This window comes from Acinetobacter sp. FDAARGOS_558 (assembly GCF_003937785.1).
GTDB lineage: Bacteria > Pseudomonadota > Gammaproteobacteria > Pseudomonadales > Moraxellaceae > Acinetobacter > Acinetobacter baumannii.
Map to the genome: position 1 here is coordinate 1,887,720 of NZ_RKJH01000001.1, position 12,439 is coordinate 1,900,158.

Genomic DNA, 12,439 nt, shown 5'->3' on the forward strand with positions numbered 1-12,439 from the left:
TCAGATTCCTTTACTTGACGCGACGGTCGCGAATAATCATCTTAGTCGTACGCTTGTTGGTACGTGTCTTGTACCCTTTAGCTTTTTGACCCCATGGGCTTACAGGTTGAATACCTTTGTTACGCCCTTCACCACCACCGTGTGGGTGATCAATCGGGTTCATCGCCATACCACGTACGGTAGGACGAACACCACGCCAGCGTGCAGCACCAGCTTTACCTAATGAGCGAAGGTTGTTTTCTTGGTTAGAAACTTCACCAATTACAGCGCGGCATTCAACGTGTACTTTACGCATTTCGCCTGAACGAAGACGAATGATTGCGTAAGAACCATCACGACCCAACAATTGAACAGAAGCACCAGCAGAACGTGCTAATTGAGCACCTTTACCGATTTTAAGTTCAACGTTATGAAGTGTAGAACCGATTGGCATGTTACGAAGTGGTAAACAGTTACCTGGACGAATTGGAGCATCGTTACCAGATTGTACTTTATCACCAGCACGCAAGCCTTTAGGCGCAATGATATAACGACGCTCACCGTCAGCATATTTCAATAATGCAATATGCGCTGTACGGTTTGGATCGTATTCAATACGTTCTACAACAGCAGGTACGCCATCTTTGTTACGTTTGAAGTCAACGATACGGTAATGTTGCTTATGACCACCACCAACGTGACGAGTAGTAATGTGACCGTTGTTATTACGACCACCAGTACGTTTTTTTGCTTCTACCAACGGTGCATAAGGCGCGCCTTTGTGAAGATGGTCATGAACCACTTTCTCTACAAAGCGACGTCCTGGAGACGTTGGCTTACATTTTTGAATCGGCATAATTTTCGTCCTTATTCCGCTGCGCTTTCAGCGGTATCGCCCAAGTCAGCCATTTCAACATCTTGGCCGGCTTTCAGGGTGACGTATGCTTTTTTAACATCAGAACGACGTCCTAATGTACGACCAAAGCGCTTAGTCTTACCTTTAGTAATAGTTGTGTTAACTTTAACAACTTCTACACCAAAAAGTTTTTCAACTGCTTTTTTGATTTCAAGTTTAGTAGCGTTGATATCTACTTTAAATACTTGAACACCAGCAGTATCACCTAAAACTTGTGCCTTTTCTGAGAAGACTGGTCCTTTTAGGACTTGATAGATACGTTCGTTGTTCATCCGAGTTCTACCTCAATTTTCTTAGCAGCAGCTACAGACATCACAACTTTATCAAACGCGATCAAGCTTACAGGATCGATTGCAGTTGCATCTACCACATCAACGTGTGGAAGGTTGCGCGCTGCAAGATATAAGTTCTCATCTACAGCATCTGTAACGATCAAAGCACGAGCTGCATTTAAATCGTTAAGTTTTGCAAGCAATTCTTTAGTTTTTGGAGCAGCAACAGCAAACTCTTCAACTAAAACAAGGCGATCTTGGCGAACAAGTTCAGCTAAGATACATTGCATTGCACCGCGATACATTTTACGGTTTACTTTTTGAGACCAATCTTGTGGACGAGCAGCAAAAGTTTTACCACCACCAACCCAGATTGGGCTACGAATAGAACCCGCACGAGCGCGACCAGTACCTTTTTGACGGAATGGTTTTTTACCACCGCCAGAAACGTCTGCACGTGATTTGTGAGCACGAGTACCTTGACGACCACCTGCTAAGTAAGCAGTAACAACTTGGTGTACAAGAGCTTCGTTAAATTCACGTCCGAAAGCTACTTCAGACAATTCAACAGCAGAGCCGGAAACAGTTTTTAAATTCACGGTATTTCCCCTCAGGCCTTGATGGTAGGACGTACGATAACGTCACCGCCAGTTGCACCAGGAATTGCACCCTTAACAACCAAAACTGAACGTTCAGTGTCAACAGATACGATTTCAAGACCTTGTACTGTTACGCGTTCATCACCTAAGTGACCAGCCATTTTTTTGCCTTTGAACACGCGTCCAGGAGTTTGGTTTTGACCTGTAGAACCTAAAACACGGTGAGAAACAGAGTTACCGTGAGTAGCATCTTGGGTACGGAAATTCCAACGTTTAACACCACCTTGGAAACCTTTACCTTTTGATTGACCAGTTACGTCAACAATTTGACCAACTGTGAACAAATCAACGCCAATAGTACCGCCAACTTCACGGCCTTCAAGCTCAGCTTCAGTAACACGAAACTCTTTAACTAAACGACCAGCAGCAACACCCGCTTTAGCGAAGTGACCTTTTTGAGCGTTAGTTACGCGAGACTCGCGACGTTCACCAGTAGTTACTTGAACAGCTTGATAACCATCAGTTTCAAGTGTTTTGATTTGCGTAATGCGGTTTGGATCGACTTCGATGACTGTAACAGGTACAGAAACACCAGCATCTGTAAAGATGCGAGTCATACCACATTTGCGACCGACTAAACCAATAGCCATGTGCATAAACCTCTAAAAAAGCGGCCTAATTAACTAATCGTTAATTAACCGAAAGCCTTAACCCAAAGCGATCTGAACATCAACACCAGCTGCAAGATCTAACTTCATCAATGCATCAACAGTTTTATCTGTAGGTTGAACGATGTCGATCAAACGTTTGTAGGTGCGGATTTCGTACTGGTCACGCGCATCTTTGTTAACGTGCGGTGAAGTAAGAACGTTGAAGCGTTCGATGCGAGTAGGCATCGGAATTGGACCACACACTTGTGCGCCGGTACGCTTAGCGGTTTCTACGATCTCTTGAGCAGATTGATCAATCAGACGATGATCAAAAGACTTAAGACGGATACGAATTCTCTGGTTAGACATACCAGTAAACTCCAAGCCAAATATATAAAGAATCACCTTTGACGCATCTCACCTATCTGGTAAGTGTCAAAGGCAGTGATAATCACCAAGGTCGTGATCGATGCCACGACTGTAATGCACATTTACTACTTTCTTCGCAGTAAATGCCCTCTTCTTGAGGGTCGCTCATTATAACGATTGTTTAAGTCTTATGCAATTCTCTTTTTCTATTTTCTGCTCAATTCATCCTTTTTCTCGTCAACTCTATATTTTTATTGATTGACCACGAACTCTATTGCCCTGTTTAAAAGTTGATTGCCTTGTTCAAACTTTTGGATGTCGCAATGATGTAGTTCATCTAAAGATTGGACATACTCACCTTTAAAAATAGAAAGCTCTTGTTCGTTCTCTAAAAGAAGATTTAATACCTTCGGTGTCATTTCTGGATGAAATTGAAAACCAAGAACATTTGAACCAATTTGGTACATCTGGTTACGACAAACTGAGTTCTCTGCTAAATGAATCGCACCTTTAGGAATCTCAAAAGTTTCACTATGCCACTGCATTACATTTATTTTTTCTGGTAATAAAAAGCTTTCTTTAGGTAAATTCGGCACCCTTTGTACGGTCGACCATCCCAATTCTTGATAACGGTTTCTACTAACGGCGGCTCCTAGTGCATTGGCAATAAGTTGCCCTCCGAGACAAAGTCCTATCGCAGGCTTTCCCGCCGCCAAATAACGACGTATCCATCTTTTTTCTATTTTTAACCATGGATAATTTGCCTCATCATTTACACTCATGGTTCCCCCCATAATAAGTAGCAAATCCACATCTTCAATGTGTGGCAATGCTTCTATTTCCAAAGGGAGATCAACTGGAAGTGCAAAAAACTCTGTAGCTGTTATCGTTGCATGGTGTGCTTTTAAGAATGAATAGCAGCTTCCAAAACCTTCGCCAGCAATATGTTGAAAATAGTGAACACGTAAATGCGACTTCATGCGCTTAAACCTATTGTTGTTAGAATGTTGGTTTGATCTTTGCAAAAATAAAGCCAAGTTTTAGTGAATGTTACACTAGTAACGAAACATCTTAGAAATAATCAAAAATCTAGCAGTTAAGTAAGTTTTCTCTTAATCTAATCTCATTATGTAAAGTATAGCGCCCCATGAAAAAGCATAACAATTTCCAAACCCAACTCATTCATGCACCACGAAAAGCACCTCAATTTATTGAAACCGTGCAACCTCCCTTATTTCGTGCATCAACTATTATTTTTAAATCGACTTCGCACCTTTTTGATCGTCACTGGACCGATCCTTATGACTATAGTTATGGCACCCATGGTACGCCTACGACATTTACACTAGGCGACAATATTGCTCAAATTGAGGGTGGTTTATACTGCCTACTTGCTCCAAGCGGGTTATCTGCGATTAATCTCGTAAATTCTGCTGTGTTAGCAACAGGTGATGAGGTTTGGGTGCCAGACAATATATATGGTCCGAATCTGGAACACCTAAACTACTTAAAAGATCAATATGGAATTAATGTTCAAGTTTATAACCCGATCGATGTCTCAAGTTTCCAGCCTTCTGATAAAACCAAGTTGCTATGGTTAGAAGCAGCAGGTTCTGTCACTCTTGAATTTCCAGATCTCAAAGCGCTAGTAAAAAAAGCAAAAGCACATGGCGTTTTAACTGCACTAGATAATACTTGGGGAGCTGGCCTCGCCTTTAATGCTTTTGATTTTTCCGATGAGCATTTATCAGTGGATTTAACCATTCATGCGCTTACCAAATATCCAAGTGGTGGTGGCGATATTTTAATGGGAAGTGTGGTAACTCGTGATGAGAAGTTACATCACCGTTTGTTCCGAATGCATGCCATTTTAGGGATTTCGGTATCTGGTGATGATACTGCCCAAATTCAACGCAGTCTTGCGCATATGTCATTAAGGTATGAGCAACAATCAAATAATGCTAAAACCCTACTGACATGGTTAAAAGAACAACCTCAGTTTGCACAAGTTCTACATCCAAGCGATAAAGCTTCACCTGGTCATCAATACTGGCAAGAAATTTGCTCAACAGGTAGAAGTGCAGGCTTAGTGAGTGTTGTGTTCAAATCTGATTATGATATTTCAGCAGTACGCCGTTTTTGTGATGCTCTTAAGCTATTCAAACTTGGTTTTAGTTGGGGAGGACCAGTGAGTCTCGTCATGCTTTATGATTTAAAAATGATGAGAAAACTTGAAAATACACATTTACAACAAGGTTTGTTGGTTCGCTTCTGTATAGGGCTAGAAGATCCACAAGATTTAATTCAAGATATCCAAAATGCTCTGAAACAAATGTAAAACGACAACATCAATAGTGGCTCACACTAAGGGATAAAAATATATGGGTACACCGATTGTTATTGCAAAAAATATTAACAACACATCAAAAGAAATTGTTTTACTTTCCCAATTTGCCAACCGGCACGGCCTGATTGCAGGTGCGACCGGTACAGGTAAAACAGTCACCCTAAAGGTGCTCGCAGAGAGTTTTTCTCGAATCGGCGTTCCCGTCTTTCTTGCCGACGCAAAAGGTGATGTTTCAAGCCTCGCAAAAGCTGGTGAAGCTTCGGATAAATTTAATGAACGCTTAAAGCTTTTACAGATCGACAGTGTTCCATTTGCAGCCAATCCAGTTGTTTTCTGGGATTTATTTGGTCAGCAAGGCCACCCTATTCGAACCACTATTTCTGAAATTGGACCAATTTTATTAGCACGTATACTCAACTTAAATGACACCCAAGAAGGTGTTTTATCTGCCGTATTCCGTATTGCAGACGACCAAGGGTTACTTCTGGTCGACTTTAAAGATTTAAAAGCCATGATCACTTTTGTAAGTGAACATGCAGCTGAGTTTAAAGCCGAATATGGCAACTTATCTCCAGCCAGCTTAGGCGCTATTCAACGTAATCTCCTTGCTCTTGCCGACCAAGGTGGAGAACAGTTTTTCGGAGAGCCAGCTTTAAATATTCTGGACTTTATACAAACCGACGCAAATGGGCATGGTTATATCAATATTCTTGCGGCTGACAAGCTCATGAATACACCTAAGCTATATGCTACTTTCCTGTTATGGATGCTTTCAGAATTATTTGAACAGCTTCCAGAAGTTGGTGATATGGATAAACCTAAACTCGTGTTTTTCTTTGATGAAGCTCACCTGTTATTCGACAACGCCAGTCAAGCTTTACAAGAAAAAATTGAACAAGTTGTACGTTTAATTCGTTCTAAAGGTGTGGGAATTTATTTTATTACCCAAAACCCGCTCGACTTACCAGAAAGTGTTTTAGGGCAACTCGGCAACCGTGTACAACATGCTTTACGTGCCTTTACTCCTAAAGATCAAAAAGCAGTAAAAACAGCAGCAGACACATTCCGCTCTAATCCCGATTTTAAAGTAGATGAAGCAATTACCGAGCTCGGTGTAGGTGAAGCACTGATTAGTTGTCTAGATGAACAAGGTACACCTCAAATTGTAGAACGTGGTTGGGTTATGCCTCCTTACTCTTCATTTACGCCTATCACTCCAGAAGAGCGTCAGACCTTAATTTCGCAAAGTATTATTGCCGGGGTTTATGAACAAGCTGTAGATCGTGATAGTGCCTATGAAATGCTCCAAAACAAAGTGGCTGAACGGGAACAGCAAAAACAAGATGCAGAACTCGCAAAACAGCAAGCGAAAGAACAGGAAACCTTAGCGAAACAACAAGCCAAAGAACAAGAGCGTCTAGCACGTGAACAGCAAAAAGAAGAGGAACGTGCGGCGCGTGAAAGAGCTAAACTTACTCAAGATATTGTCGGAACTTTTGCAAAAAGTGCTGCTCGCAGCTTAGGTGGTAGTACTGGCCAAAAATTAGTACGGGGGCTACTCGGCTCATTATTTGGAAAATAAAATTTATTTTTAAATCAGTATATTAATTTAGGGGATTTTATATCCCTTAAATTTTTTAAGGTTTTTATTAAAAAGCTATTGCTACAATTATTTTAAAGATGTATTTTAAATACATCTTATATAGCCAGATAATTAAGGTCTAGCCATGACTCCACAACAAATTGAACTCGTTAAATCTACTGTACCTGTATTGCGTGAACATGGTGTTACTCTAACTACATACTTCTATAAGCGTATGTTGAATAACAACCCAGAATTAAAAAATGTTTTTAATCTTGATGATCAGACCAGCCTGCGCCAACCTCGTGCTCTTGCAGCAGCTGTACTCGCGTATGCTGAAAATATTGAGAATCCTACGGTGCTTGCCAAAGCGGTTGAACGTATTACCACTAAACACGTGAGCTTAGATATTCAACCAGATCAATATGCAATTGTGGGCGACAACTTGCTTCATTCAATTAGTGAAGTTTTAAATGTTCCATTTGAATCAGAACTCATTGAAGCGTGGAAACAAGCTTATTTACAGTTGGCAGATATCTTAATTGGTGTTGAAAAACAAAAATATGAACAACTTGAAAGCTTGAAAGGTGGATGGGCTGGCTGGCGTTCATTTGAAATTACGCAAATTGACCCACTTGAGTCTGGCAAACGCTTTACTTTAAAGGCAACTGATCATGAAGATGTACTCACCAGCCCAGCAAATGCTTTTATTTCTGTAAAGGTTCAAGTACCTAACCAACAGCTTGAACAACCAAAAGCATTTAAGTTCACAGAGGCTCAAGAGGACAATACTTATCATTTTGATGTTCAACCAGAAGAAGACCATACAGAGTTCTCTGTTTCAAACATTTTGCTTGAGCACTATAGAGTTGGTGATCAAGTACAAGTTTCAGCTCCTTTAACGCTGTAACTTAAAAAGCTCTGGCCTGAAAGTTTTATTCTTTAGACTTTCAGGCTAAGATGATCAACCTCTTAACCTTTAGTTTTTGGTGATCATGCAACTTAATAAATTTACCGATTATGCTTTGCGAATATTAATGTATGTCGCTCGTCCAAGTGATGCGCCGTACACGATTGCAGAAATCGCTCAAGATTTATATGTTTCGCAAAATCATCTTGTGAAGGTCGTCCATTTTATGGGTAAACAAGAGTGGATTATTACCATTCGCGGCAAAGGTGGTGGAATTCGATTAAATCCAAAAGCTTTAGATTTAAAACTTGGAACAATTGTCCGAATTTTACAAGGTGACCACCAAATTGTTGAATGCAATACACCACCTTGTGTTTTACGCTCCCATTGCGGTTTGAAAGGTATTCTTGATCAAGCTTTGGAAAGCTTTTATCAAAGTTTAGATCAATATACGTTAGGTGAAGTTTTACAACAGCCAAAATCTGCTTCAGATCATTCCCCTATCGCCTTTTTACAACTCTAGAGCCCGTAATTCTATTTATCTTTTTAAGCAAGCTTACTGAAAATTAGCAAGAATAACCAAGCTCCTTTATACTAGGCGCGAGCCCTCTCATTTAAAAAGTTATTTTTTATGCGTCGTAGTGAAAAATCGAAAGACACCAAAGCCAGACTCGCACCCAAACAAAAGATCAGTTATGAAAAGAAACCGGATCCAGCGATTACAGCCTATGCTGTGCAATCTCTAAACTGGTTACGCCAAGCTGAATTTTTAATGAGTGCTCCTAAATTGGCACTATGTGTTGAAGATAGCGGCTACGAGATTGCGTTTGCCGGACGTTCAAATGCAGGAAAATCTAGCGCAATTAATGCATTAACAAACCAGAAACAGCTTGCACGTGCCTCCAAAAAACCTGGGCGCACGCAAATGATTAACTTTTTCAGCCTAGGTAATCCAGATCAACGCTTAGTTGACCTTCCTGGTTATGGTTATGCAGCCGTACCAGAAGATATGAAACGTGTATGGCAAAAAGAATTAGAAAACTATCTAATTCATCGTAAAAGCTTACAAGGTTTGGTTTTACTTATGGATATTCGCCACCCTTTACAGCACTTTGACATGATGATGCTAGAGTGGGCTTATTCACGCCATTTATTTGTTCATATTCTTTTAACCAAAGCAGATAAACTGAACCGCGGTCCAGCGAACAAAGTCTTGCTCGAAGTTAAACAACAACTGAAAAAAATGAAGCTTGATTTCTCGATTCAGCTTTTTTCTTCATTAAACAAACTAGGTTTAGAAGAGCTAGCAAGTGTGATGGCTGGACGATTGCACTTTACGCTTGAACAACAGCCAGAATTTGACGTTGATGCAATCCCAGAAGCGAGCGCTGAGGATGCAGAAGAGTAAATCGTCAAAACAGATACAATTTCTTTATTAAATTTATATTCAATTGGCCCCTATTGCTAAACACAAATGTAGGGGCTTTTTTTATACTCATCATAACTTCATCGAGTTAAAAATCAGGACTAAATGATGAAATTGCTATCTTTTTTGAAGAATAAGGCTTTAGGTTCTTCTATTGATTATAAGATTCTTCCACGCAAGGTAAAATTTGACTGGAAAGATACCCCTATAGACTGGATTCCAAACCAACCGTTTGCAAGTTATTTTATTAATGAAATTAACAATATCTTGCCTGCTGGAGAGTTCTGGTTCTGCCGACTCTATAACAAGGTTTTACCGCGTATTACTGATGAAAAACTTAAACAGGATGTACAAGCATTTATTCGCCAAGAAGCAATGCATGCAAACGCCCACACTTCTGCCAATAAAGAATATTTAAGTGCACGCAATATTGATATCCAGAGAAATCTGGACATTATGAATTATCTATTTACCACTGCTTTGGCAGATAAACCTTTTGACAAAGAAGTTCCGCAATTCTTGCAAGAGCAATGGGATTTATTCCGTTTAGGTGTTATCGCGACAGTTGAGCACATGACATGTGTTCTAGGTAAATATGCGCTTTATAACAAACGCTGGGAAGAGTTAGGCGCAGATCCAGAAATGGTAGACTTGGTAAAATGGCATGGTTCGGAAGAAATTGAACACCGCACTGTTGCTTTCGATTTATATCGCCATTTAGGAGGCGGTTATATTCCACGCTATTATTTAAGTCTTGCGGTGATTGTGCTTGTGTTAGGACTATGGGTAGACGGCGCTGCACATATTATGAAGCAAGATCCACGTTTTGCTGATGCTGCCAAATCTAGATTTTTCGCAGCTTGGGTTGCTCTAGAATGGTATAAAATTAGCCGAAAAGATAATCAGGTTTTACCAAACCCAATCTGGCTTATTGCTCAGCAAATTGACTACCTCATGCCGTGGTATGATCCAGTTAAAGAAGGTAGCACTGAAGATGCGGTAAGTTATTTATCGCAGTCGCCAGCAGCCAAAAGAGCTGAATTACAAGCAGCTTAAAATAAAAAAGCAGGATATAAATCCTGCTTTTTTATTTAGAGATTAGATACTGATATCTTTATCTTTGGTATATCGATCTACTACCACACTAATCATCATATCTCCCTGCACATTTACAACCGTTCTTACCGTATCGAGTAAACGATCGATTGGAAGTAAAATCGCAATTGCTTCGGCAGGTAAACCCACAGACTGTAATACCATAATCATGGTAACCATACCCGCACTTGGAATTCCTGGTGCTCCAAGTGATGCGATCATTGCGGTTAGGCACACTACAATTTGTTGTGTCAGGTTTAAGTCTAGTCCAACTAGATTTGCCACAAAGAGCGCGGCAGCAGCTTCATATAAAGCTGTGCCATCCATGTTGAGCTGTGTACCCAATGGAATCACAAAACCCGCGGTTTGAGGACGGACACCCAAGTTTTCCTGTGCGCATTTCATACTCAGCGGCATAGTGGCAGAGCTAGAGCTCGTTGCGAATGCGGTAATTAAAGCTGTACGTGTGCCTTTGAAGAAAGTCCAAGGACTCATACGACCAAAAATCCAAAGCAGTAGCGGTAAAACAACAGCGCCATGAAAAATAGTAGTACCTGTTACCACAGCAGCAAACTCCGCCAATCGGCTTAATACTGAAATGTCTTCGGTAGCCATTAATTTAGCGAGTAAGGCAAAAATACCTAACGGCGCCAATTTCATTACCCAGCCTACTAGCATCATCATCATTTCAAAAAACTGATGACTCAATACCCGAATACTTTTAAAACGTTCGCCACCATGAACTAAAGCGACACCCACAAATAGAGCAAACACGACGACAGCTAAAACATTCCCGTCACTAAAAGCTTTAAATGGGTTAATTAAAGTATTTTGAATAAAATTAGTGAAGAAAGTTGCCGGGTTTAAACTATCTGGTGTTTGATAGCTTTGCATAGATGCCTGAAAAATTGAAATATCTACACCTCGCCCGACCTCAAACAAATGAGCACAGCTAATACCTAAAATTAAGGCCAAGGTGGTGGTGGTGATACAACACAAGAATGTGATTTTCCAAACTGGGCCTAATTGTCCACCTGCCTGCAAATTTGAAACTCCAACCACAATGGAGCTAAAAATTAATGGCACCAACAACATTTTAAGTAGCCCAATAAAAACACTACTTAATATACCTAATCCATATAAACTGTGCTTTACAAAAGCAGTGTCCGGATACATGGTAAGTAGGAAGCCAAAGGCTAAACCTAAAATGGCAGCAATCAGAATTTGTGTATTTAAGTTCATATCAACATTATTTTTTTCAGTAGGCAATCCTTTTGTAAATATGACATGAGCTTGCTTTTCATTCGAGCAATTTTTTGTCACATCGTTTCAATTAAAAATAAAAAAAGCCATCTTTTCAGATGGCTCATCGTTATTTATTGAGTTTCAATTTCCCGTAAACGCATCAAACCCTCTTGCACCGTACTACATACGAGTTGGCCATTTTGCCACATACGGCCAAAGTTTAAACCGCGAGAAGCCGCACTAACTGTAGCTTCCATGTCATAGAGCATCCATTCATCAGCACGAAGTGGGCGATGGAAATAAATCGCATGATCAATACTGGCACATTGCAAACTTGGAGAAATATAACTTAAGCCATGTGGTCTTAAAGCTGTTGTCATCAAAGTAAAGTCTGAGTAAAACGCTACAATTGCTTGATGCAATGAAATGTCATCCAGCTGTTTTGGAATACGGTCATGGGTACGGATATAGTGCGCATTAAAAGGCGCTTCCGGTTGTGGTTGAAATGGATTGACTGGATCAATCGGACGGATTTCAACATGACGCTCACGCATAAAACTTGCACGAACATTTTCCGGTACAAAATTCAGGATACCTTCTTTCAACTCACTTTCCGATTTTAGCGCTTCAGGAGCTGGGTAATCTGGTTCTGGATGCTGATAGTTCAAGCCTTCTTCAGGGTTAGCAAAAGACACCATTGCCGAGAAAATAACTCGTCCATGCTGAATTGCCCGAACTTGACGGCTGACAAAGCTTTTGCCATCACGCAAACGGTCTACTTCATAGATGATTGGAGCATTAATATCACCACCATATAAAAAGTAGGCATGCAGAGAATGCGCAGGACGATCAGTTGTGTAAGAAGCAGCACGTAATGCTTGACCGAGAACCTGACCTCCAAAAACACGTTTACCGACCAAATTACGGCTAATTCCACGGTAAATATTTTCTTCAAGCTTTTCTAAAGTGAGCAGCTCAACCAGTTCTTGGGTTAACGCATTCATGAGAGATACCTTCATATTGCAGGCAAAATTGGTATTAAAGGACAG

The 12,439-nt window shown here is 40.5% G+C and carries 14 protein-coding genes and 1 pseudogene; 7 read left to right on the top strand and 8 right to left on the bottom strand.

The features are described 5' to 3' along the window. Positions 1-10: 10 nt before the first annotated feature. The 6 genes from rplB to EGT34_RS09140 all read right to left on the bottom strand — a co-directional run bounded on the left by rplB (position 11) and on the right by EGT34_RS09140 (position 3,765). On the bottom strand, positions 11-835 hold the full coding sequence (rplB, locus tag EGT34_RS09115) for a 50S ribosomal protein L2 (protein ID WP_001122317.1): 825 nt from the start codon (positions 833-835) through the stop codon (positions 11-13). An 11-nt stretch (positions 836-846) separates the two neighbouring features. Beyond that, positions 847-1,167, bottom strand: coding sequence for a 50S ribosomal protein L23 (rplW, locus tag EGT34_RS09120; RefSeq protein WP_001058538.1), 321 nt, complete (start codon positions 1,165-1,167; stop codon positions 847-849). Next, positions 1,164-1,766, bottom strand: coding sequence for a 50S ribosomal protein L4 (gene rplD, locus EGT34_RS09125; protein WP_001050255.1), 603 nt, complete (start codon positions 1,764-1,766; stop codon positions 1,164-1,166). The genes rplW and rplD overlap by 4 nt, the downstream gene beginning before the upstream one ends. 11 nt (positions 1,767-1,777) lie before the next feature. Next, positions 1,778-2,416 carry a 50S ribosomal protein L3 gene (rplC, locus tag EGT34_RS09130; RefSeq protein ID WP_001982642.1) on the bottom strand — a complete coding sequence of 213 codons (639 nt, stop codon included), beginning with the start codon at positions 2,414-2,416 and terminating at the stop codon, positions 1,778-1,780. A gap of 57 nt (positions 2,417-2,473) precedes the next feature. After that, positions 2,474-2,785, bottom strand: a complete 312-nt coding sequence (gene rpsJ / locus EGT34_RS09135) for a 30S ribosomal protein S10 (RefSeq protein WP_000070912.1) — start codon at positions 2,783-2,785, stop codon at positions 2,474-2,476. 251 nt (positions 2,786-3,036) lie between these two features. After that, positions 3,037-3,765: a type 1 glutamine amidotransferase gene (locus EGT34_RS09140; RefSeq protein ID WP_000835293.1), complete on the bottom strand. Its 729-nt coding sequence runs from the start codon at positions 3,763-3,765 to the stop codon at positions 3,037-3,039. A gap of 167 nt (positions 3,766-3,932) precedes the next feature. Here EGT34_RS09140 and EGT34_RS09145 point away from each other — a divergent pair, with 167 nt between their 5' ends. From EGT34_RS09145 to EGT34_RS09175, 7 genes and pseudogenes are all read left to right on the top strand, one after another. After that, complete coding sequence (locus tag EGT34_RS09145; RefSeq protein ID WP_000716508.1) at positions 3,933-5,123, top strand: PLP-dependent transferase; 1,191 nt, start codon at positions 3,933-3,935, stop codon at positions 5,121-5,123. A 43-nt stretch (positions 5,124-5,166) separates the two neighbouring features. Further along, the gene (locus tag EGT34_RS09150; protein ID WP_000537117.1) at positions 5,167-6,714 is read left to right on the top strand and encodes a helicase HerA-like domain-containing protein; all 1,548 of its coding nucleotides are present in this window, start codon (positions 5,167-5,169) and stop codon (positions 6,712-6,714) included. A 21-nt stretch (positions 6,715-6,735) separates the two neighbouring features. Further along, a pseudogene (locus EGT34_RS09155) lies at positions 6,736-6,857 on the top strand (hypothetical protein). 2 nt (positions 6,858-6,859) lie between these two features. Continuing rightward, a complete protein-coding gene (locus EGT34_RS09160; RefSeq protein ID WP_000188888.1) occupies positions 6,860-7,624 on the top strand; it encodes a globin domain-containing protein in 765 nt (254 codons plus the stop codon). An 85-nt stretch (positions 7,625-7,709) separates the two neighbouring features. Next, a complete protein-coding gene (locus EGT34_RS09165) occupies positions 7,710-8,147 on the top strand; it encodes an RrF2 family transcriptional regulator (protein WP_001176606.1) in 438 nt (145 codons plus the stop codon). Positions 8,148-8,255: 108 nt separating this feature from the next. Next, positions 8,256-9,032, top strand: coding sequence for a ribosome biogenesis GTP-binding protein YihA/YsxC (gene yihA / locus EGT34_RS09170; protein WP_001254455.1), 777 nt, complete (start codon positions 8,256-8,258; stop codon positions 9,030-9,032). A gap of 123 nt (positions 9,033-9,155) precedes the next feature. Next, a complete protein-coding gene (locus EGT34_RS09175; protein ID WP_012296961.1) occupies positions 9,156-10,106 on the top strand; it encodes a metal-dependent hydrolase in 951 nt (316 codons plus the stop codon). 42 nt (positions 10,107-10,148) lie between these two features. Here EGT34_RS09175 and EGT34_RS09180 read toward each other — a convergent pair whose 3' ends face one another. Then, on the bottom strand, positions 10,149-11,414 hold the full coding sequence (locus tag EGT34_RS09180; RefSeq protein WP_002000599.1) for a dicarboxylate/amino acid:cation symporter: 1,266 nt from the start codon (positions 11,412-11,414) through the stop codon (positions 10,149-10,151). A gap of 107 nt (positions 11,415-11,521) precedes the next feature. Beyond that, positions 11,522-12,394, bottom strand: a complete 873-nt coding sequence (locus tag EGT34_RS09185) for an acyl-CoA thioesterase (RefSeq protein WP_000993136.1) — start codon at positions 12,392-12,394, stop codon at positions 11,522-11,524. Between the last annotated feature and the right edge of the window lie 45 nt (positions 12,395-12,439).

Coding starts and splice junctions, on each gene's coding strand:
- yihA (WP_001254455.1), top strand. CDS start 8,256: ATGCGTCGTAGTGAAAAATCGAAAGACACCAAAGCCAGACTCGCACCC.
- EGT34_RS09150 (WP_000537117.1), top strand. CDS start 5,167: ATGGGTACACCGATTGTTATTGCAAAAAATATTAACAACACATCAAAA.
- EGT34_RS09185 (WP_000993136.1), bottom strand. CDS start 12,394: ATGAATGCGTTAACCCAAGAACTGGTTGAGCTGCTCACTTTAGAAAAG.
- EGT34_RS09175 (WP_012296961.1), top strand. CDS start 9,156: ATGATGAAATTGCTATCTTTTTTGAAGAATAAGGCTTTAGGTTCTTCT.
- EGT34_RS09145 (WP_000716508.1), top strand. CDS start 3,933: ATGAAAAAGCATAACAATTTCCAAACCCAACTCATTCATGCACCACGA.
- rplC (WP_001982642.1), bottom strand. CDS start 2,416: ATGGCTATTGGTTTAGTCGGTCGCAAATGTGGTATGACTCGCATCTTT.
- rpsJ (WP_000070912.1), bottom strand. CDS start 2,785: ATGTCTAACCAGAGAATTCGTATCCGTCTTAAGTCTTTTGATCATCGT.
- rplB (WP_001122317.1), bottom strand. CDS start 835: ATGCCGATTCAAAAATGTAAGCCAACGTCTCCAGGACGTCGCTTTGTA.
- rplW (WP_001058538.1), bottom strand. CDS start 1,167: ATGAACAACGAACGTATCTATCAAGTCCTAAAAGGACCAGTCTTCTCA.
- EGT34_RS09140 (WP_000835293.1), bottom strand. CDS start 3,765: ATGAAGTCGCATTTACGTGTTCACTATTTTCAACATATTGCTGGCGAA.
- EGT34_RS09165 (WP_001176606.1), top strand. CDS start 7,710: ATGCAACTTAATAAATTTACCGATTATGCTTTGCGAATATTAATGTAT.
- EGT34_RS09160 (WP_000188888.1), top strand. CDS start 6,860: ATGACTCCACAACAAATTGAACTCGTTAAATCTACTGTACCTGTATTG.